The organism is Subtercola lobariae (assembly GCF_014640255.1).
In the GTDB taxonomy this organism is placed as follows: Bacteria; Actinomycetota; Actinomycetes; order Actinomycetales; family Microbacteriaceae; genus Subtercola; species Subtercola lobariae.
In genome coordinates this window covers 631,851-653,310 of sequence record NZ_BMGP01000003.1, presented here as the reverse complement: position 1 = coordinate 653,310, position 21,460 = coordinate 631,851, and the positions used below count along the sequence as shown (strand labels likewise).

The 21,460-nt window shown below is 65.4% G+C and carries 16 protein-coding genes; 9 read left to right on the top strand and 7 right to left on the bottom strand.

Features of this window, described 5'->3' with window-relative positions:
- The first annotated feature begins 46 nt into the window (after positions 1-46).
- A complete protein-coding gene (locus IEX24_RS11010; RefSeq protein ID WP_188678075.1) occupies positions 47-1,699 on the top strand; it encodes a thioredoxin domain-containing protein in 1,653 nt (550 codons plus the stop codon).
- A 23-nt stretch (positions 1,700-1,722) separates the two neighbouring features.
- Here the strand turns inward: IEX24_RS11010 and IEX24_RS11005 are convergent, their stop codons facing one another.
- The gene (locus IEX24_RS11005) at positions 1,723-2,652 is read right to left on the bottom strand and encodes a sulfurtransferase (protein ID WP_188678074.1); all 930 of its coding nucleotides are present in this window, start codon (positions 2,650-2,652) and stop codon (positions 1,723-1,725) included.
- 209 nt (positions 2,653-2,861) lie between these two features.
- On the opposite strand from IEX24_RS11005, the gene IEX24_RS11000 reads away from it, so the two are divergent.
- Positions 2,862-3,977, top strand: coding sequence for an ATP-binding cassette domain-containing protein (locus IEX24_RS11000; RefSeq protein ID WP_188678072.1), 1,116 nt, complete (start codon positions 2,862-2,864; stop codon positions 3,975-3,977).
- Between the two features lie 8 nt (positions 3,978-3,985).
- Complete coding sequence (locus IEX24_RS10995) at positions 3,986-4,813, top strand: ABC transporter permease (RefSeq protein WP_188678063.1); 828 nt, start codon at positions 3,986-3,988, stop codon at positions 4,811-4,813.
- A gap of 57 nt (positions 4,814-4,870) precedes the next feature.
- Here the strand turns inward: IEX24_RS10995 and IEX24_RS10990 are convergent, their stop codons facing one another.
- The 3 genes from IEX24_RS10990 to IEX24_RS10980 all read right to left on the bottom strand — a co-directional run bounded on the left by IEX24_RS10990 (position 4,871) and on the right by IEX24_RS10980 (position 10,436).
- Positions 4,871-8,368 carry an AfsR/SARP family transcriptional regulator gene (locus IEX24_RS10990; protein WP_188678061.1) on the bottom strand — a complete coding sequence of 1,166 codons (3,498 nt, stop codon included), beginning with the start codon at positions 8,366-8,368 and terminating at the stop codon, positions 4,871-4,873.
- Positions 8,369-8,508: 140 nt separating this feature from the next.
- Positions 8,509-9,000: a CoA-binding protein gene (locus IEX24_RS10985; RefSeq protein WP_372435707.1), complete on the bottom strand. Its 492-nt coding sequence runs from the start codon at positions 8,998-9,000 to the stop codon at positions 8,509-8,511.
- A gap of 143 nt (positions 9,001-9,143) precedes the next feature.
- Positions 9,144-10,436, bottom strand: a complete 1,293-nt coding sequence (locus tag IEX24_RS10980) for an O-acetylhomoserine aminocarboxypropyltransferase/cysteine synthase family protein (RefSeq protein ID WP_188678057.1) — start codon at positions 10,434-10,436, stop codon at positions 9,144-9,146.
- Between the two features lie 115 nt (positions 10,437-10,551).
- On the opposite strand from IEX24_RS10980, the gene IEX24_RS10975 reads away from it, so the two are divergent.
- The gene (locus IEX24_RS10975) at positions 10,552-12,129 is read left to right on the top strand and encodes a long-chain-fatty-acid--CoA ligase (RefSeq protein WP_188678055.1); all 1,578 of its coding nucleotides are present in this window, start codon (positions 10,552-10,554) and stop codon (positions 12,127-12,129) included.
- Between the two features lie 99 nt (positions 12,130-12,228).
- Here the strand turns inward: IEX24_RS10975 and IEX24_RS10970 are convergent, their stop codons facing one another.
- On the bottom strand, positions 12,229-13,272 hold the full coding sequence (locus IEX24_RS10970; protein WP_188678053.1) for a YeiH family protein: 1,044 nt from the start codon (positions 13,270-13,272) through the stop codon (positions 12,229-12,231).
- A complete protein-coding gene (locus IEX24_RS10965) occupies positions 13,263-15,086 on the bottom strand; it encodes a dolichyl-phosphate-mannose--protein mannosyltransferase (protein WP_229715240.1) in 1,824 nt (607 codons plus the stop codon). Before IEX24_RS10965 ends, IEX24_RS10970 begins: the two co-directional genes overlap by 10 nt.
- A gap of 150 nt (positions 15,087-15,236) precedes the next feature.
- On the opposite strand from IEX24_RS10965, the gene rsmI reads away from it, so the two are divergent.
- The 5 genes from rsmI to IEX24_RS10940 all read left to right on the top strand — a co-directional run bounded on the left by rsmI (position 15,237) and on the right by IEX24_RS10940 (position 20,874).
- Complete coding sequence (gene rsmI, locus IEX24_RS10960; RefSeq protein WP_188678038.1) at positions 15,237-16,067, top strand: 16S rRNA (cytidine(1402)-2'-O)-methyltransferase; 831 nt, start codon at positions 15,237-15,239, stop codon at positions 16,065-16,067.
- A 148-nt stretch (positions 16,068-16,215) separates the two neighbouring features.
- Positions 16,216-17,955, top strand: coding sequence for a methionine--tRNA ligase (gene metG / locus IEX24_RS10955; RefSeq protein ID WP_188678036.1), 1,740 nt, complete (start codon positions 16,216-16,218; stop codon positions 17,953-17,955).
- Between the two features lie 51 nt (positions 17,956-18,006).
- The gene (locus tag IEX24_RS10950; RefSeq protein WP_188678034.1) at positions 18,007-18,927 is read left to right on the top strand and encodes a TatD family hydrolase; all 921 of its coding nucleotides are present in this window, start codon (positions 18,007-18,009) and stop codon (positions 18,925-18,927) included.
- Positions 18,927-19,823 (top strand): 16S rRNA (adenine(1518)-N(6)/adenine(1519)-N(6))-dimethyltransferase RsmA, encoded by an 897-nt coding sequence (gene rsmA, locus IEX24_RS10945; RefSeq protein ID WP_188678259.1) that lies wholly within the window; start codon positions 18,927-18,929, stop codon positions 19,821-19,823. Before IEX24_RS10950 ends, rsmA begins: the two co-directional genes overlap by 1 nt.
- Before the next feature lie 115 nt (positions 19,824-19,938).
- Positions 19,939-20,874 carry a 4-(cytidine 5'-diphospho)-2-C-methyl-D-erythritol kinase gene (locus tag IEX24_RS10940; protein WP_188678031.1) on the top strand — a complete coding sequence of 312 codons (936 nt, stop codon included), beginning with the start codon at positions 19,939-19,941 and terminating at the stop codon, positions 20,872-20,874.
- A 6-nt stretch (positions 20,875-20,880) separates the two neighbouring features.
- Here IEX24_RS10940 and IEX24_RS10935 read toward each other — a convergent pair whose 3' ends face one another.
- The gene (locus IEX24_RS10935; RefSeq protein WP_268236246.1) at positions 20,881-21,414 is read right to left on the bottom strand and encodes an adenine phosphoribosyltransferase; all 534 of its coding nucleotides are present in this window, start codon (positions 21,412-21,414) and stop codon (positions 20,881-20,883) included.
- Positions 21,415-21,460: the final 46 nt, after the last annotated feature.

Here is a 21,460-nt window from a genome sequence, read left to right as displayed (position 1 = left end):
CAGTCTAAACCGCCGCGAGGGCGGCAACCCGTGGCAGGCTGGCTTCATGGCCAATCGATTGGGCGACGCGATCAGCCCGTACTTGCGATCGCACGCTGAGAACCCTGTCGACTGGTTCGGTTGGGGCGAAGAGGCCTTCGCCGAGGCGGTTCGTCGCGACGTGCCCGTGTTGGTCTCGATCGGCTACTCGACGTGTCATTGGTGCCATGTGATGGCGAGAGAGAGCTTCAGCGACCCCGTGTTGGCTGCTCAACTCACTGCCGGATTCGTGGCCATCAAGGTCGACCGAGAAGAACATCCCGAAGTCGACGCGACCTATCTCGCGGCGGCCGGTGCATTTACGCAGAACCTGGGCTGGCCGCTGAATGTGTTCGTCACGCCAGGCGCGAAGCCTTTCTTCGCCGGCACCTATTCCCCTCCTGTGGCAATGCCCGGCAGCCCGTCGTTCAGTCAGATACTCGCCGCGGTGTCTGACGCCTGGGTGAACCGACGCGCCGAGGTCGACGCGACCGCCGACGAGTTGACGGCCGTAATGAGGTCGAGCAGCGACAGCGATGAGGCGGGCGCTGATGGTGCTGCGGGCATTCTGCTGCCGACTCCCGAGCAACTTCGTGGAGTGGTCTCCGAACTCGAGGCGTACGAAGACACGGTTAACGGCGGGTTCGGCGGCGCCCCGAAGTTTCCCGTGGCCCCGGTACTCAATTTTCTGCTCGAAGCCAGGGCTCCGCTCGCCCTGCGAACGTTGAAGGTGATGGCAGCGTCTGAGCTTCGTGACCCGGTTGAGGGCGGCTTCTTTCGGTATGCGACGCGCGCAAACTGGAGCGAGCCACACTACGAACGCATGCTGTACGACAATGCGCTGCTGCTCGACGCCTACACGACCGTCGCAGAGCAGCACCCGACAGAGATCTGGGCTACCGAGGCAGCGGCGGGTATCGCCGGCTTTCTGATCGATGTGCTTCAGATCGACGGTGGTGGGTTCGCCTCCGCACAAGATTCCGAGAGCGTCGTCGGCGGCCGTCAATCCGAAGGCGGCTACTACTCACTCGACGCCGAGGCCAGAGCGAGTGAAGTCGCACCGAAACTCGATCAGAAGATTCTGACGGGCTGGAACGGCCTCGCCATCGCTGCACTCGCGCATGCCGCAACGGTGTCGGGCAATGCCCGATGGCTGACGGCAGCACGCGATGCCGCTGACTTTCTGCTCGAGCACCACTTTCGTGACGATCACACCGTGCTGCGCGCAACGCTGGGCTCGCGCCGATCGGATGCCCGGGCGACCCTCGAAGACTATGGAATGCTCGCGGTGGCCCTGTTGAGACTCGGTAGTGCGCTCGGCAGCGCGGCGGCCGGCTCGCGCTACGTTCAGACCGGCAAGGCTCTCATCGACGCCGCCCGGGGCGCTGCAACCTCGGCGCGCTCTGATGGTGCCGTTTTCACGGCTCCTGGCGGAGGCGATCCGGTGCTCGAATCCCGAGGGCTGCTGTTCGATGGCGACGTTTCTGAAGGGGCGTATCCCTCGGGGCTCAGCGCGCTGGCCGCGGCTTCGCTCGACGTGTTCGCAGAGAATTCCGAGAAGATCTACCTCGACGCGGCGCGACGAACCATAGGCCCGCTTGCTCCGCTGGCGCTAGCGCGCCCCATCGCGTTCGGCGCCACGTTGGAAGTGATGCTCAGGCTGAGCCGAATCAGAGACTGAGCAGAATCACAGGCTGATCAGAATCAGAGACTGAGCAGGGGCGCGGCCGGGTCGGCGCTCCATTCGTTCAGCGATCCGTCGTAGACGGCGACGTTGTACTCACCGAGCGCTGCGAGCGCGAGTGCGTCGGCCGCCGCCGCGATTCCGCCGCCGCAGTACACGACAATGCGATCATCGGCCGCCGCACGAGAGCCATCGGCACGACCCTCGAGCACGGCGGCGAACGCGCCGCGCAAAGCGCTTTTGGGCAGCATCGCGTGCGTCTCAGGGTCGACCAGGCGACCTGCGGCAACGTTCACGCTGCCCGGAATGTGCCCGCGCCGCTCACGGCTGCCGGTTTCACCGGAGAACTCTTTCGGAGGCAGCGCGCAGAGCAGCAGAGCATCCACTCGCCCGGCGACGACATCTTCAACGAAGGGCTTCTCTACCCAGAACCCATGCCGCTCTTCAGCGACGAACGCTTCGAGCGCGACGGTCGGTTCGACGTAGCCCGTCTCGGTGGGGCGGTCTTCGAGGTTCCATTTGGTCAGTCCGCCGTCGAGCACCGCCACCTGGTCATGACCGAACGAGCGAAAGAGCCACCAGACGCGAGCGGCCCACTGGCCGAGGCTGTTGTCGTAGACGATGACGGTCGTTGACGGGCCGATGCCGAGTTGCGTGACGGCCGCAGAGAACCGTTCGGCGGAGGGTCGTGCGAAGCCGAACGGACGATCAGGGTCAGAGAGCGTCTCGATCACATCGGCGAAGAGCGCACCGGGAATATGGCCGTTCACCAGGTATTCGTCGAGCCCGCTAAGCCACACTCGGTCACCTCCGAACGCGAGCACCGAGAGAACGGTGGCATCGAGTACCACGATCGAATCAGAGCCGATGTGGTCGCAGAGCCACTGCGTCGACACAGTCGGCGCACCCAGCAGAGGCGATTTCGAGGCACTGATAGCTGTAATACTCACGCCGTCAACGCTAGCCTCGGCGGCCTCGGCGGGCCTGTGTATTGCACTATAAAGTCACGATTTCGTAACAGAAGCTTCACATTGGCCTCTGCTGAGCCGCAAACGCACCGCGTGCTCGCCGTGTGAGCACCACGTAAGCGCTGTGTGAGCGCCCTGACGCAGAGTAGACGCATCACATACGTGAACCGGCTGAATGAAAGGCCTTACTCATGACTTCACTTATTGCACCACCGCTCGCGGCCACCGCCGCCACCCCGAACCGTGACTGGGCTGTCGAAGCTCACGGGCTCGTCAAGCTCTTCGGCGCCAACCGCGCTGTCGACGGCGTCGACCTGCAGGTGCAGGCCGGCACGGTGTACGGCGTGCTCGGGCCTAACGGCGCGGGCAAAACCACGACCATCCGCATGCTCGCCACGCTGCTCAAGCTCGACGGCGGCGAGGCGACGATCTTCGGCCACGACGTTCGCCGCGAACCGCAGATCATTCGGCAACTGATCGGCGTCACCGGGCAGTACGCCTCGGTTGACGAGAACCTCTCGGCTACCGAGAACCTCGTGCTCTTCTCGCGGTTGCTCGGGCTCACGCGCAAGCAAGCGAGGGCCAAATCGGCAGAGCTGCTCGAACAGTTCGGCCTCACCGAGGCTGCCAAGCGGCCGCTGAAGAACTTCTCGGGCGGCATGCGCCGCCGGCTCGACCTCGCGGCCAGCCTCATCGCTCAGCCGCCGCTCATCTTTCTCGATGAGCCCACTACGGGTCTTGACCCGCGCACCCGCGCGCAAATGTGGGAGACGATTCGCGATCTGGTCTCGTCGGGTTCGACCGTGCTGCTCACCACGCAGTACCTCGACGAGGCCGACCAGCTCGCCGACCGCATCGCCGTGATCGACCGCGGCACCGTTGTGGCTGAGGGCACCACCGACGAGCTCAAGTCGTCGATCGGTTCGTCGTCACTGCAGGTGCGCTTGACCGACCCGAAAGAGGTCGAGAGTGCGCGCGAGGTGATCGAGCGAGTGCTCGGCGCCACCGCCGTGGTTTCGCCCGAAGGTTCGCGCATCACCGCTCCCATGGAGCACGTTTCGGCCGTCACCGACTTGCTGGTCGTGCTGCGTGAACGCGGCATCGAGCTCAGTGAGATCTCGGTGCAGAAACCGACCCTCGACGAGGTGTTTCTCTCGCTCACCGGGCATTCCGTCTCTGATGAAGAGGCTCAGGATGCCGCGGCCGCCGCCGGCTCAAACGACGCCGCCTCAGGCGCCAGCGCCAACACCCCCACCGTCAGCGCCGCTGACGCCGCCGCAGCAGACTTCGAATCTCAGAAAGCATAGGTGCACCCATGACCTCCCTCACCCTGCGCCCGACCATCACCCCTGGTGTTGATCGCGAGCTCAAGAACCACGTCACGTTCAAACAGGGCGTCTCTAACGCCCTCTCGATGGCCGGCCGCGGCCTCATCAAGGTGCGCCGTACACCCGAGCAGCTGTTCGATGTCACCCTGCAGCCCATCATCTTCACCGTGATGTTCACCTACATCTTCGGTGGTGCGATTTCGGGCAGCGTGGCGAATTATCTTCCGCTGATCATCCCGGGCATTCTCGTGCAGACCGTCATTACGACCTCGGTCGTCACCGGTGTGCAACTCCGTGAAGACATGGATAAGGGCGTTTTCGACCGGTTCAAATCGTTGCCGATCGCCCGAATCGCCCCGCTCGCCGGTGCGCTTCTCGCCGACACCCTGCGGTACGCCATCGCCACCACCATCACGTTCATCACGGGGTTCATCATGGGCTACCGGCCCGCCGGCGGCATCTGGGGCATTCTCGGCGCCGCGGTTCTCGTGATCGCCTGCTCGTGGGCCATCAGCTGGATCTGGGCGTTCTTCGGCATGATCGGTCGCAGTGCATCCAGTGTTCAGGGCATCTCGATGATGATCTTGTTTCCGCTCACGTTCTTGTCGAACGCGTTCGTGCCGGCCAACACCATGCCCAGCTGGCTCGAGTGGTTCGTGAACATCAACCCGGTGTCGTACCTGGTGACCGCGGTGCGTGACCTCACCAACAACGGCACCGTGGGCTTCGACGCGCTCTGGGCGATCGTCGGGGCCGCCGCCGTGGTGGCTGTGTTCGCCCCGCTCACCGTGCGGGCGTACATGCGTAAGGCCTGACGCAAGCGCGCAACCAAACGCAAACTCAGCACCAGACCAAACATGCAACCAAACGCATCACCAGCGAAACGCGCGGCACTCCTTCAGAACACTGACGGCGAGTGCCGCGCTTTCGTTTGGGGTCGCGTGGGCGACGCGCGCGCGAGCTTCTGCCACGGCAGTTGCCCCGGCGAGAGTGGATGCCCGAGCAAAATGCTGCTCACGCCCCATAGCGGGCGAATCTTCGCGAGAGTTCAGCCTCTCACCGAGCGCCAGCAGCGCCAACGCGGTCTGTTCGTCGTGATGCGGGCCCGGGTCGAGCAGAAACGCAGCAAGACCCACGAGTACGCAGCCGAGCACGGGCTTATCAGCGAACGGACTGGGCCTCGCCATGCGCGCGTTTGCAAGCGTTCGCGCCCGAGCCCGCCGGGCAACCCGAAAAGCGAAGGCGTCTTCGGCCTCGTCGCCCCAGCCATCGAGGCTCCGCGCGGCGAGGTACGCCGCGCTCACCATCAGGTACCACGGCGCCATTCGCTCGCCCATGGTGCCGTATTCGATGAATGCACGGTGGAAACCAGTGATGGCCGCTTCGCTTTCGCCACGCTTGCGGGCGATTTCGGCGAGACCCAGCCAGCCGATCGATGAAAGGTCGTGCGTCATCACGTCGTGAACGACCGAGGTGCCGGGCGAACCGGCGCGATCGGCCAGCACGTGAAACGCAGGTTCGGCCTCGTTCAGCTCGCCGATACTGAGTTGATTCATCGCAGTGACCCAGTCGAGCTGTTGCAGGTCGTCTTCGGCGTTCAAAAGTGCGAGGCCCGCGCGCGCCTTCATCGCCCAGCTCAGTGCGGCTCGAGGATGCCCGAGTTGAGTGTGCAGTTGGGCGAGAGTGGAGGCGATCATCGACTTGGTCCACTCGTCTTCTGTCGTGACGGCAAGGTCGTAACCGCGTTGCGCGAGGTGAACGGCACGTTCGATGTCACCGTCGTTCTCCGCCTCCTGGCTGCTCGTGACGAAGCCGAACGCCGCAGTCATGGGGTCTGGTGACTCCATGGCCCTGGCCTGTAGCGCGAAGAGGTCTTCGAATCGCCCGGCCTCGATCACCAGGTGCGCGGCCGATCGTATGCGTTCGTCGGCGATGTCGTCGAGGCGAGTCAGCTTCTTCAATCGCGACCGCGCAGTGGCCATGGTGCGAAGTTCGCCCATCAGGCCGACCACGGCGACGATAGCGAGGCAGCGCGCGAGGGCGGCGGTCGCCCTGAGCTGGGAGCGATCATCCGGCCCCTCGCTGAGCGGATCGTACCCGGCCGTTGCGTCAAAAAAGGCAGGACCGAAGCCGATCACCTCCCAGTGGGCGCCGCGCATGGTCCAATACGAGCAGAGAATCGCGAAGACGAAATTCGAGGTTCGCCCGTCGTGTTCGGCGAGGGCTCGCCTGAGAATGTCGACGAGATTGTCTTGTTCGTCTTGCACGAGCCGAAACGCTTCGACCTGCCCACGGCCGTCGAGCCGCGGCATGAGTTCGATGGAGAGGCTGGATGCCCAGGCGGCCATGCTCGCCATAGCCGCCGCGTCTTCGCCGGAGTCGATGAGGGTCATCTGCCCGAACTCGCGAACGGTTTCGAGCATGCGGTACCGCATCTGACCGGTTGATTCGCTCTCGGCCACGGTGAGCAGTGACTGGTTGACGAGCGCTTCGAGGTCTGCAGCGATGTCTGCAGTGATGTCTGCGGCGCCGCCAGTGCCGGTGCTGCCTGCGGTGGGGTCTGCGGCGCTGCCTGCTGCGGTGCCTGCCTCGACGTCAGCCTCGGTACTCACCGCCACCAGCTCTGCCGCCTGTTCGGTGAACCCGTCAGAGAAGAGCGACAACCGGCGCAGCACCTGGCGCTGCCGTTCGGTGAGTAGATTCCAGCTCCAGTCGATGACGGCCCACAACGTCTGGTGCCGGGCGGGCGCGGTTCGGTCGCCGCCCGTCAACAGGGCGAACCGGTTGGTCAGCCGGCGTTCGATCTCATCGACGGTCATGGTGCGAACCCGTGCCGCGGCCAGCTCGATGGCCAGCGGCATGCCGTCGAGCCTGTTGCAGAGCCTCGCCACAGTCTCCGGGTTGAGGGTGACGGATGGCCGGGCCGCTTGCGCTCGTTCGAAGAAGAGCTGCACGGCGGGGCCTAGCGAGGGCTGACTCGGCAGCGCCTCCTGCGGGGGCGCACCGAGCGCACTCAGCGCACTCAGCGCCCCGAGCGGGTACACCAACTCGGCGCTCACCTGCAGCGGTGCCCTGCTCGTGGTGAGCACTCGCAACGACGGCACCTGCTCGAGCGCGTCGGCCGCCCACGCAGCGACCGCGTCGACGATGTGCTCGCAGTTGTCGAGCACGAGAAGCGTGGGCTGGTCGCGCAGCCTGGTGAGAATGCGGGAGTTGAGGTCGAGCCGGCCGGCCAGGTCGTGCAGGCGATTGGCCGCTTGCGCCTCGCGAATTCCGCTGGCCTGCCCGATGGCGAGCACGAGGTCGTCAGGGCTCCGAACGCTCGCCAGTTCGACGAAGATGACGGCGGTGTCGCCGCGCGCTTCATCGTTCGAGAGTGCTTGCGCGAGACGGGTCTTGCCGAGGCCGCCCGCGCCGAGAACCGTCACGAGTCGGGCCCGTGTAATGAGCTGGTTGAGGGCGGCGATGTCGGGGTCGCGACCGATGAGCTCGTTCGGCGGCGCCTTCACGCCGAGCCGCAGTGGAGACCGCCGGGGAGTCACCGCGGGGGAGGGCGCTGAGGCAGCCGGCTCGCCGAGGCGGGGGAGCGAGGCATCCACTCTCGCTGAACCAGGCGACGGCTCGAGTTCGCTGGTCTCGCGCAAAAGCGCCGTGTGCAGGCTGACGAGTTCGGGGCCGGGGCTCGTGCCGAGCTCATCGCGCAAACGCCGCCGATACGCTTCGAACTCGGCGAGGGCGTCGGCGCGTCTGCCCGCCGCGCTGAGCACGCGTAAGGTCAGCCCGGTTACCGTGTCGTCGAGCGGATGCTCGAGCCGAAGCCTTCGCGCGACACCAAGCGCCTCGTCGTATTCGCCGGCGTTGAACAGTGTCTCGGCGAAAAGCCGCGACAGCAGCTCGTGTGCGCTGTCGGCCTGCTCTCTCAGGTCGTCGGTCACATCAGATTCGCCGAGATCGCCGCCCGGTTCGCCGCGCCACAGGGCGAGCGTGTCACGCAGAGCTTCGAGTGAGCCACTCGATTGCGCCAGTCGCTGTTGGGCGAGACCGAGGTCGATCTGCTCGGGCGCACAGGTCAGTCGATAGCCGGCTGCAGTCGTCTCGATCAGCCCGTCTGAGCACACCGATCGAAGGCGCGAGACGAGGGTCTGCAGTGCCGAACGCGCCCCGGCCGGCGGGTCGTCTTGCCACAATTCGTCGACGATGGTTGCGGTCGATACGCTGCGACCGCCGGCGAGAGCGAGCAGGGCGAGAAATCGTTTCGCCAGAACCCCGGGCGGTTCGATCATGCCGCCGGCCCGCGAGCGCACGGCAACGGGGCCGAGCACGGCGACGCACACCGGATCGGGCACGAGTGGCACGGCCTTCGACTTCACCCTCTCGATGTTAGAGCGTGTGACCGACAATCAGCGGCGGGGCGGCGTGGCGGCGCGCGGCGCGGGCTGCAGCCGAGGCGCGGCGGAGGGCGCAGCGTGCTGCGACTGCCGCCCGGCTGCGGCCAAACCCCTGAAGCTACTCAGCGCAGCGTCTTGCGCGCCGAGATCTGGCCGGTGTCAAAGCCCAGCAGGTGCAGACCGCCGTGAAAACGCGCGTGCTCCACTTTGATGCAGCGATCCATCACCACGGTGAGGCCTTTGCTCTCGCCGTAGAGTGCCGCGTCTTGGTTCCAGATGCCCAGTTGCACCCACACCGTTTTGGCGCCGACGGCGAGCACGTCGTCGATCACGGCGGGAATGTCGCTCGCCTTACGAAAGACGTCGACGATGTCGGGCACTTCGGGCAGCGAGGCCAGGTCGGGGTACGCCTTCTGCCCCAGAATCTCATCGGCATTGGGGTTCACGAAGTACACCCGGTAGTTGCTCGATTGCAGCAGGTAGGTGCCCACGAAGTAGCTCGAGCGAGCCGGGTTGGGCGAGGCGCCCACGATGGCGATCGACTTCGCCTGTCGCAAGATCTTCAGGCGATCTTTGGCCGAGGGGCCCACCCAGGTGCGCCGCGACTTCAGCAGCTTCGCGAGCGGCGAGCTCGACGGAACATCGCACGTAAGACCGTTCGCAAACTGCGCGGTGATGGTCTCTTCAGCGGTTGGCGCCGTAGCGGTTGGTGCAGTGCTCCCCGCCGCTGTGCTGATCGCTTCTTCGGTGAGTGACATCACTTACCCTCCGTTGCCTTCGTCAAAGCCTGGTCTAAGTCGTAAACGATGTCTTCGGGGTCTTCTATTCCCACCGAGATGCGCACCACGCCCGGCAGAACTCCGGCGGCAAGCAGTTGCTGTTCGGCCAGCTGAGCGTGAGTGGTCGAGGCGGGGTGAATGAGCAAGGTCTTGGCATCGCCGATGTTGGCGAGGTGGCTTGCCAGATCGACCGAATCGATGAAGGTTCGCCCTGCATCCCGACCGCCCTTGACGCCGAAGCTGAACACCGAACCGGGCCCCTTCGGCAGGTACTTCAGGCCGCGTTCGTAGTGTGGATGCCCGGGCAACCCAGCCCAGTTGACGAACTCGATGCGCGGATCAGCGTCGAGCCACTCGGCCACGATTCGTGCGTTGTCGACGTGCGCCTGCATGCGAAACGGCAGCGTCTCGACGCCCTGAGCGAGCAAGAATGCCGAGTGCGGGGCGAGCGAGGGGCCGATGTCGCGGAGTTGTTCGGCGCGAAGCCGGGTGAGAAACGCGTATTCTCCGAAGTTGCCCGACCACTGCAGGCCGCCGTAACTCGGCACGGGCTGACCGAAGAGCGGAAACTTCTCGCTGTGCCAATCGAAGCGGCCGCTCTCGATCACGATTCCGCCGAGCGTGGTGCCGTGGCCGCCCAAGAACTTCGTCGCCGAGTGAATGACCACGTCGGCGCCCCACTCGATGGGACGGTTCAAGTAGGGCGTGGCGATGGTCGAGTCGATGATGAGCGGCAGGCCGTGTGCGTGAGCAACGTCTGCGAGACCTTCGATGTCAGCGATCTCGCCTGAGGGGTTCGCCACGGTCTCGGCGAAGATGAGCTTCGTCTTGTCGGTGATGGCCGCGGCATAGTCGGCAGGGTCAGAGCTTTGGATGAACGTGGTGTCGACCCCGAACCGGCGCAGCGTCACGTCGAGCTGAGTGATCGAACCGCCATAAAGGTTGGCCGACGACACGATGTGGTCGCCCGCGCCCACCAGCGAGGCGAACGTGATGTACTGCGCGGCCAGACCAGAGGCCGTGGCCACCCCGCCCAGACCGCCCTCGAGGCTGGCGACGCGCTCTTCGAACGAAGCGACCGTGGGGTTCGCCAGCCTGCTGTAGATGTTGCCGTACTTCTGAAGAGCGAAACGTGCGGCAGCGTCGGCCGTGTCGTCGAAGACGAAGGCCGAGGTCTGGTAGATGGGCAGCGCGCGGGCGCCGGTCACCTCGTCAGGAATGTTGCCTGCGTGGATTGCCCGAGTTCTGAAGCCGTATTCGCGATCTGCCATGGTTCAACGCTACCGGAGCAAACTGGTGCGCCCGCGACTGTGTCAATGCCCAGCTGCTTCGGGGCTGGCGAAGCTAAACTACGAGCACGTCAACGTCGACCGAAAAGAGTGCCCGATGAGTACTGGTTTTGCCACTGTTTCTGTTGCCTCGATCTTGGTTGAGTCAGCCCTCAGAACCCCCGAGAATGTCGCACTTGTGGTGGGCGACACCGAGACGACCTATGCCGAGCTCTGGCAGCAGACCCGCCAGTATGCCGGCGCGCTGCGCGATCGCGGCGTGAAAGAGGGCACTCCGGTTGCCATGCTCATTCCGAACGTGGCCGACTTTCCCCGGGTGTATTACGCGATTCTCGCGCTTGGCGGGGTGGTGGTGCCGATTCATGCGCTGCTGAAGGGCAAAGAGATCGACTACGTTCTGCGCGACAGTGGCGCCGAACTGCTGGTCTGTGCGGCTCCACTGCTGGCCGAGGGCGCCAAGGGCGCTGCGCTCGCCGGTGTGCCGGTACTCAGTGTGCTGCTGCCCGAGGCCAACCCCGAGCTGCCGGCTCGGCTCGAAGACGAGGCCCGAGCATCCGTACCCATCGAAACCTACGTACAGCGCGGCCCGTTCGACACGGCGACGATTCTCTACACCAGCGGTACAACCGGCACGCCCAAGGGCGCTGAAGGTTCACACTTCGCGCTTGTGGAGCAAGTGAACGTATCGCTGTTGACGACGTTCGACATGAAGGCGGGCGACCGCGTGCTTGGCGCTTTGCCGCTCTTTCATACCTTCGGGCAGACCTGCACCATGAACACCGCTTTCCGGGCGGGCGCCACGGTGGTGATGGTGCCGAAGTTCACAGGCGACGCCGCGTTGCAGGTGATGAACGAGCAGCAGTGCACCATTTTCATGGGGGTGCCCACGATGTACTTCGCGCTGCTAGATGCAGCGAGCCGCACCGCAGAGCGGCCACCGTTGCGGTACGGCATTTCAGGCGGTGCCGCGCTGCCGGTCGCCGTCATCGAGCGGTTTCGAGAGGTGTACAAAACCGAGATTCACGAAGGGTACGGCCTCACCGAGACCTCGCCGGTCGCCACGTTCAACATGGTCGGTGTGCCGCCGCGCGCGGGTACCATCGGCACGCCCATTTGGGGCGTCGACGTGGAGATCGCGAACACCGAGGTGGCCGATCGCATCGAACTACTGCCGGTGGGGGAGCTGGGCGAGCTGGTGATTCGGGGGCACAACCTGATGAACGGGTACCACAACCGGCCAGAAGACACGGCGAAGGCGATTGTCGACGGCTGGTTTCGAACCGGTGACCTCGGCCGTAAAGACGAAGACGGCTACCTGACTATTGTCGACCGCACGAAAGACATGATCTTGCGGAACGGCTACAACGTGTACCCGCGTGAGGTCGAAGAGGTGCTGGCCGGGCATCCAGGGGTCGCCATGGTGGCGGTGTACGGGGTGCCGCACGAGACGCACGGGCAAGAGATCGTGGCATCGGTCGTGCTGGCGTCGGGCGCCACGGTGACGGTGGATGAGCTGCTCGAGTTTGTGCGCGAAGACGTTGCGGCGTACAAGTATCCGCGGCAGATCGAAATCGTCGAGGCGCTGCCGCTCGGGCCTTCGGGCAAGGTGCTGAAGCGCGAGCTGGTCGCCGCGTATGTGGCGCGCGAGGAGTCGTCGGCGCCGATCGGCGGGTAAGTCTCGGGCAGTCTGGCCCGTCTGGCGCGGTCGCGGTCTGGCCCGTCTGGCGTCAGCGCAGCGACGACCGTGTGAGTCGGCGGGTGACGTCTCGGCCGGTCAGGTGAGCACGGCCACCGCGCCGAGCGACAGGCCGGCGATGAGCGCCCACGACGTGAGGCCGACGATCAGCGCGCGCCAGCCGGTGCGGGCGAGTTTGGCGAAGCGGATGTTCGAGCCGAGAGCGAACAACGCCATGCCCAGTAACGCGGTCTGCAGCGTGTCGGCAACCGAGAGCACATCGGCCGAGATCGGCACGAACGTTCGGATCACGACGGCCGCCAAGAACCCCGCGATGAACAACGGAACGATGGGCGGTCGTTTGGGGCGCTCGACCGGTTTCGCTGCGGGGTCGAGGGCTAGTGCATCCCGATCGGCCCGCGCGTCGCGCCCGCGTTCGACCAGACCAACAATGGCGACCATCGGAGCGAGGGTGAGCACGCGGGTGAGCTTGACCACCACGGCCACAGCGAGTGCGGCGGGGCCGGCGATCTGAGCAGTGGCCACCACTTGGCCCACATCGTGCACGCTGAGACCCACCCAGAGCCCGAACTGTTCGGGGTCGAGGCCGAGCGGTAGGCGGAGCACCGGCAAAATGAAGATGGCGAGAGTGCCGCAGAGCGTCACGAGGGCGATGGGCGTCGCCTGGTCTTCGTCCTTGCTGCGTGTGACGGCGCTCATCGCGCCCACCGCGGAGGCCCCGCAGATGGAGAAGCCGGCAGCGATGAGAATGGGCTGGGTGCCGGGCAGTCGCAGCAGTTTGCCGAAGCCGAGGGTCGCGGCGAAAGTGATTCCCACGATCAGCACGATGACGCCGATGGTGGCCCAGCCGAGCCCGGCGATGTCGAACAGCGAGAGTTTCAGGCCCAGTAGCACGATGCCGATACGCAGTAGTCTGCGGGCCGAAACGGCGATGCCGGGTTTCAGTACCGTGTCGAGAAGGCGCTGGGTCGCGGGAATCTGGCCGACCACCATGCCGAGCCCGACCGCTGCGGTGAGCAGCGGGATGGCCGGCACCAACAGGTGCAGGCCGAAGGCGATCAGGGCGGCCGCACCGGCAACTGCGACCCCGGCCAGCCATGGTGCGCGCTTGGCTACCGCCACGAAGGCAGCCAGTAGTGCAGCGTCAAGAGCCAGCCGGGTATGGGCTGGGCCGTCCACACCGGGTAAAAGAACACGGTAACGAGTGAGGCGAGCACGAGGTAGGCCGCCACGATCCACAGAGCTCTCGTGCGTTTTCGGCGCTTGTCGGTTCGCCGGCCGAGGGCCAGGCCTATCACGAACGTCAACCCGAGAATCATGTAGGGCTCGAACGCGATTGTGTAGAACTGAAAAATGGTGCGATTGATGTACAGCAGCCAGGGCAGGTACCCCGCGACCATGCCCATCAAAATGAGCCCCACCTGCCATTCGCGCTTGCGAATCAGGCGATACACCAGGTAGAAGATGGCCGCCGTCGCCGCCCACCAGATGGCGGCGTTGCCCACCGAGGTGATGTTCGAGTAGCAGGTCTGGTCTCCGCAGCCGCCTGTGCCGCCAGTGGTCGTGCCCACGTACATCTGGGTCGGCCGAATCATGAACAGCCAGGTCAGCGGGTTCGCGGCGTACGGGTGCGGGTCGTGCTCGTTGACGTTGAAGTTGTACACCGACACTTCGAAATGCCAGAAGTTCTGCCACACCAGCGGAACCCACGCTAACGCGCCCGTCCACGGTTTGCCGTCGGTCTCGGCCCAGTGCCGGTAGTAGCCACCGTTCGTGGTGAACCAGCCGACCCAAGTGACGAGGTAGCTGGCCAGATACAGCGGAACCGTCAAGACCACCGTTACGAGGCCCTGCTTGAGCACGGCAGCGCTGATCCAGAACGGCAACCCGGCGCGGCGGCGGGCCAGAGCATCCACCAGCACCGTGTAGAGCACGAAGGCCACGAGAAAGTACAGGCCAGACCATTTCACGGCGCTGGCGAGCCCGAAGGCGACCGCGGCCACCATCAGCCAGGGGCGCCACCACATCGCCGGACCCCAGGCGGGTTCACTACCGTCTTTCTCGCGTTGGGCGACCCAGGCGGCCAACCGTTTCAGATGCCACTCGCGGTCGAGCAGAATCGCGCCGAACCCCAGCAGCAAGAACAGCATCAGAATGCCGTCGAGAATGCCCACCCGGCTCATTACGATGGCGTGGCCGTCGATGGCCATCAAGAAGCCCGCGATGGTGCCGAGCAGTGTCGACTTGAAAAGCTTGGTGCCGATCATCGCAATGAGCAGAACGGCCAGAATGCCGCACACGGCCACCGAAATGCGCCAGCCGAAGCTGTTCTGAGCGCCGCCGGCTGCCGCCTCGCCGAGCGCGATGATCCACTTGCCGAGCGGTGGATGCACAACATACGAACCGACGTTCGTGAAGTCATTGACGTTGCCCGCGGCGAACGCGGGGTCTGCCCCCGAAGGCCAGCTGCCCTCGTAGCCCAGGTGCAGCAGGCTCCAGGCGTCTTTTACGTAGAACGTCTCGTCGAACACGAGGCTGTGCGGATTGCCGAGGTCGTAGAGCCGCAGCACGGCGGCGAGCAGAGTCACCGCGATGGGGCCGCCCCAGCGCCAGAGTCGCTGCCGGCCGGGCGTGTAGAGCAGGCGAGCCCACCACTCGTCGAGGCGGCTGCCGAGCGGCTCACGGGAGGGTGCGGCTTCAGCTGACCAATCGGCGGAGCCTGCTTCGGCGTCATCGGCAGGCCAAGAGTCACGGGCCGGCCAAGAGGTCGACCCCGGTCGCGACGTCTCTCGGGTGTCGCGCACCTCGTCGTCGTCGGGGCTCCACGGCAGCCGGTTTCGGCCCAATACGGCCACGGCCGCACTCACGCGCGGGGCGCTGGGGTCATTGCTGTCAGGCGCCGGCACGGGCGGTTCTGAGTCGGTCGCTGGGCTCACCCGCCCCATGCTATTAGAACGCGGCTTGTTGCCTGCTGGGCAGCACGGCATCCTGTGCAAACTCTCGCCATCGGCATATCTGTGAAGGGCTCGACCAGCCAGTGCTCCGCTTCAGACCCGCCAGTGCCCTGCTTCGGGCAGACTGGGCTGATGATCATCCTCGCCGCCACCCCCATCGGCAACCTCAAGGATGCATCGGTGCGCCTCATCGAAACCCTCGAAGCGGCCGAACTTGTGGCCGCTGAAGACACCCGGGTCACCGCCAAGCTGTTGCGTGCCCTCGGCGTTGAGAACCGCCCGCGGCTGGTCGCATTGCACGACCACAATGAGCGCGAGAAAGCTGCCGAGCTGGTGGAACTCGCCCGCACCACCGACCTCGTCGTGCTCAGCGACGCAGGCATGCCCACGGTCTCTGACCCCGGGTTTCACCTGGTGCAGGCTGCGGTGGCGGGCGGGGTGGATGTCACGATCATCCCGGGCCCGTCTGCCGTCGTTTCGGCGCTCGCCATTTCGGGTCTGCCCACAGACCGTTTCACGTTCGAGGGTTTTCTGCCGCGCAAGCAGGGTGAGCGGCTGGCGGCGCTCGCCGATCTGGTTCGCGAACGCCGCACAATGGTGTTCTTCGAATCGCCCAACCGCCTCGCCGCTTCGCTCGCCGACATCGCCACGGCCCTGGGGAACGACAGGTACGTCGCCGTCTGCCGCGAGCTGACAAAACTCTACGAAGAGGTCAAACGCGGGGGAGCGGCCTCGCTCGTACCCTGGGCCGAGGCCGGCGTGAAGGGCGAAATCGTACTCGTGGTGGCGGGCGCGGCGGCACTCGAGGTCACCCTCGCAACGGGCGTCGAGCAGGTGCTCGAACTCGTGGCCGACGGCACGCGGCTCAAAGACGCCACCGCGGCCATCGCCGACGCCACGGGCCTCAGCAAGCGCGACCTCTATGAGGCCGCCCTGCCATCCCGCCCGCCCCGCGCCCGCTGACACCCCGGTCTGGGTTCGGAGCTGCCACCCCGCGCTCGCGGCGAGCCCGCGCCGCGCCACTTCTCCACAGGGGGCGTTCGCCGGAAGCAGTGCACAGCCATGCGTAACAGGGCGCCGCGGGTGGGCGGGCGGCTTTAGGATGATCGTTATGTCTGACGGCTCTTCGTTCTATATCACCACGCCCATTTTCTATGTGAATGACGTGCCCCACATCGGCCACGCCTACACCGAGGTGGCGGCCGACGTTCTTGCGCGCTGGCACCGTCAGGCCGGCGACCCCACCTGGTTTCTCACCGGAACAGACGAGCACGGCCAGAAGATTCTGCGTACCGCCACCGCTAACGGTGTTTCGCCCAAAGAGTGGGCCGACCGCCTGGTCGAAACAGCCTGGCAGCCGCTCTTGAAGACCATCAACATCTCGAACGACGACTTCATCAGAACGACCGACGAACGGCACGAGGTCAACGTGCAACTGTTTCTGCAGCGGCTCTTCGACGCCGGCTACATCTACACCGGCGAGTACGAGGGCTTCTACTGTGTGGGCTGCGAAGAGTACAAGCAGCCGAGTGACCTGGTCGACGGCACCGGGCAGTACGAAGGGCAGCAGGTCTGCGCCATCCACTCGAAGCCCGTCGAACTGCTGCAAGAGCGCAACTACTTCTTTCGCATGAGCGACTTCACGCAGCCACTGCTCGACCTGTACGAAGCGAACCCCACGTTCATTCAGCCTGAGAGTGTGCGCAACGAGATCGTCAGCTTTGTGAAGCAAGGCCTCACCGACCTCTCGATCAGTCGCCAGACCTTCGACTGGGGCATCAAGGTGCCGTGGGATGACACGCACGTCGTCTACGTCTGGTTCGATGCTCTGCTGAACTACATCACCGCGGCCGGCTACGGCTACGACGACGAGAAGTTCGAGAAGCTCTGGCCGGCGACCCACATCGTCGGCAAAGACATCGCCCGTTTTCACGCGGTGATCTGGCCGGCCATGCTGATGGCTGCTGGCCTCGATGTTCCCAAGCAGGTGTTCGGCCACGGCTGGCTGCTCGTGGGCGGTGAGAAGATGTCGAAGTCGAAGCTCACGGGTATTGCACCGAACCAGATCACTGACACGTTCGGTTCTGACGCGTTTCGGTATTACTTCATGAGCGCCATCAACTTCGGCCAAGACGGCTCGTTCAGCTGGGAAGACCTGTCGGCCCGCTACCAGGCCGAACTCGCCAACGGTTTCGGCAACCTGGCTTCACGCGTCATCGCCATGGTGAACCGCTACTTCGACGGCGAGATTCCCGACCCAGGAATCTCTGAAGGCGCCGATGAGCGCGTGCGTACCGTCGAGCGTCGAGTAGTCGACGACGCCGACGAGGCCATCTCACGTTTGGCGATTCACGAGGCTCTCTCGTCGATTTGGGAGCTGGTCGACGAACTCAACGGCTACATCACCGCGCAAGAGCCCTGGGCGCTCGCCAAGAAGCCCGAGCTCCAAGACCGTCTCAAGACGGTACTGTTCACGGCGATTCGCGGTCTCGGCACACTCGCCGTGCTGCTGTCGCCGGTGGTTCCCGATGCCGCGGCAAAACTCTGGACTGCCCTGGGCGGCGTCGGCGACATCACCGATGTCGCGCTGCGCACGGCCTACCACTGGGAGACCGACGGCAAGGTGTGGCCGCTCGAGCCGCTCTTCCCGCGCATCGAGACCATTGAGGGCGGCGACGGCCCCGGCAGCCAGAGCGCGCCAGATGCGCCTGCGCCTGCTCCCGCGCCGGGTACTCCGGCGGCATCCGCGCCGAGTACTCCGGCCGCAGCCGATTCGAACCGCGGCCCCGAGTCGCGCGACGCTGCAACGAAGGCGCCAGCCGTGCACGCTGTCGCCCCCGACGCGTCGTAAGGGCTCGCGTCGTGACGGGGGTGAACGAGAACCCATCGCTAGGCTCGAAGCATGACTGAAGGCTCGCCGTACATCCGTCAGCGCGAGCCCTCGCCCGGCCGAGACCTCAGCTACCCGCCGCTGCCGCAAGCTCTCGTCGTTCCGGTGTACGACAATCACACCCATTTAGAAATCGCAGACGGCGATGACCCGCTGACCTACCGCGAACACCTCGACAGGGCATCCAGTGTCGGCGTACGCGGTGTCGTGCAGGTCGGCGGCGATGTCGAAACCTCGCGCTGGTCGGCCGAACAAGCCCTGCGTGAGCCGCGGATGCTCGCCGCCGTCGCCCTGCACCCCAACGAGGCTCCCGGGTACGACGTGGCCGGCGGCCTCGACGACGCCCTCGCGGTGATCGCCGAACTCGCCACCAGGCCGCGTGTGGCCGCCATCGGCGAGACGGGCCTCGATTTCTTCCGAACGAGCGGTGACGAAGCGATCGCGGCTCAGTACCGCTCGTTCGAGGCGCACATCGAGATCGCAAAAGAGAACAATCTCGCCATGCAGATTCACGATCGTGATGCGCACGCCGAGGTCATCGCCACCCTGAAGCGGGTCGGTGCACCCGAGCGAACCGTTTTTCACTGCTTCTCGGGCGACGCTGAGCTCGCGCAGATCTGCGCCGACAACGGTTGGTACATGTCGTTCGCCGGCAACGTGACGTTCAAGAACGCCGGAAACCTGCGTGAAGCCCTCGAGGTGGCTCCGCGCAATCTGCTGCTGGTGGAGACCGACGCGCCCTTCCTCACGCCGGTTCCGCACCGGGGCCGCCCCAACGCGCCCTATCTCATTCCTTACACGCTTCGAGCGATGGCCGACCATCTGGGCACCGACGTGTCGATGCTGGCCGCCCAGATTTCGTCGAACACCGAGCTGGTCTACGGCTCGTGGAACGCCGAACCCGTGGTTCTGCCCGACGAGTGGAACGACTGATGCCCGAGCATCCTGCCACCGACCGCGCGTCGGCACCCCAGCCTGCCGAGCGCGGCCAGCTTCTCGGCCCGGCCGAGGTGCGCGACCTCGCCGAACTGCTGAACCTCACGCCCACCAAGAAGCTCGGCCAGAACTTCGTCATCGACGGCAACTCGGTGCGCCGCATCGTGCGTATCGCGGGGGTGCAGCCCGGCGAGACGGTGGTCGAAATCGGCCCCGGTCTCGGGTCGCTCACCCTGGGCATCCTCGAACGCGGGGCCGAGGTCATCGCCGTCGAGATCGACAAGCGCCTCGCCGAGCAACTACCGCACACCATCGGGTTGCTGCAACCGGATGCTCGGCTCACGGTCATCCGCGACGACGCCATGCGCATCATGTCTCTGCCCGGCGCTCCCACCCGCCTTGTGGCGAACCTGCCGTACAACATCTCGGTTCCCGTGCTGCTGCATTTCTTAGAGCACTTCTGGAGCATCTTGTCGGGCGTGGTGATGGTACAGGCCGAGGTCGGGCACCGCATCGCGGCCCCTCCCGGGTCGAAGGTCTACGGCAGCCCGAGCGTGAAAGCCGCCTGGTATGGCGACTGGCGCACCGCCGGAACGGTGAGCCGCCAGGTGTTCTGGCCGGTGCCGAACGTCGATTCGATACTCGTGGCGTTCGAGCGTTCGGCGACGAGCCTGGCGAGCGAAGAGCTGCGAATCGCCACGTTCGAACTGGTCGACGCAGCGTTTCAGCAGCGCCGCAAGATGTTGCGGCAGTCGCTCTCGAGCGTGTTCGGCGACTCACGAACAGCAGCCGAGGTTATCGCGTCGGCGGGCCTTGAGCCGACGGTTCGCGGCGAGCAGCTCACCGTGCACGACTTTCTCGCCATCGCTCAAGAGGCCACCCGCCTCGAGTGAACGCCGGGCACGAGTGAGAGTCGGCCTCGAGTGAATGCCAGGCCCGAGCATCCAGCCACTTAGCAGACGGCAACCAGCGCAAGTGACGAGCTCCGCCCTGGGCTAGGTTAAATGCATGACAGTGAACACGGGTCTCCGAACGGTTCATGTCAGGGCCCCGGGCAAGATCAACGTGTTTCTCAAAGTGGGCGCCGTCATGGAAGACGGCTACCACGACGTAGCCACCGCCTACCAGGCCGTTTCGCTCTACGAAGAAGTTCGCGCCTTTCAGGCCGATGACTTCTCTGTCTCGTTCACCGGATCTATCGACACGAGCACCCTCGTGACCGACGGCTCGAACCTCGCCATTCGAGCCGCGCGCATGATCGCGCACAAGGCGGGTTACCGCGGCGGCGTGCACCTCGAAATCGTCAAGAACGTGCCCATCGCCGGCGGAATGGGCGGTGGGTCAGCGGATGCCGCGGCCACCCTGCTGGCCTGCGACACCCTCTGGCAGACCGAACTCGGCCGCGAAGAACTGCTCATTCTCGCCGGCCGCCTCGGTGCTGACGTGCCGTTCGCCTTCACTGGCGGAACAGCCATCGGCACCGGCCGCGGCGACCAACTGAGCCCAGCATTGGCAAAGGGCCAGTTTCAGTGGGTGCTCGCCATCGCCGATTTCGGCTCCAGCACCCCCGAGGTTTACCGCGAACTCGACCGGCACCGCGACCGTCACGCACAAGACATCTTTCCCGCCCAGACGCAGCCGTCGGTCGACGCGGATGTTCTGCAGGCCCTCCGCGCAGGCGACCCCCACATGCTGGCCGAGTCGCTGCACAACGACCTGCAGGCTCCGGCGCTGCACCTCGCGCCCGCCCTGGCAACCGTGCTCGAGATCGGCGAGGCGAACGGCGCGCTCGCCGGAATCGTCTCGGGTTCGGGCCCCACGGTCGCGTTCCTCGCGGCCGACCTCGATGGTGCCCTCGAGCTGCAGATCGCTCTGAGCGCCGCCCGCTACACCGTGGTTCGGGCCACCGGGCCCGTGCACGGTGCCCGCGTCATCGGCGATTGACGACTGTCAGTCGATGGTGAGCAGCGCGTTGATGGGGTAACCCGAAAGCGTCGCGCGTCCGTTCAGCGCGGTCAACTCGATCGCCACGCCGACGCCCGCCACGATGTAACCGGCACGCTCGAGCAGCCGGATGGCCGCCGCCATCGTTCCGCCGGTGGCGAGCACATCGTCGAGCACGTACACACGCGATCCGGCGGCTAGCGCGTTCGGCTGCAGTTCGATGGTGGCCGTGCCGTATTCGAGATCGTACGTCTCCGCTAGCACGTCGCCCGGCAGCTTGCCCTGTTTGCGCACGGGAAACACCCCAATGCCACGAACCACTGCAGCGGCTGCGGCGAAGAGAAATCCGCGAGCCTCGACGCCCACAACGGCATCGACATCAGCCGGAATCTCGTCGAGCAGAGCATCCGTCACCGCTCGAAGCGTCGGGCCATCGGCCATCACCGCGGTCAGGTCTCGAAACAGGATGCCCGGCTCAGGAAAATCGGGTGTCGTCGTCATCTTCGCGGTGATCAACTCACTGATACTGGTTCTCGTCACCCGCCCACGTTACAGCCCCTCCTGCTCGCCCCTGTGGATAACGAAT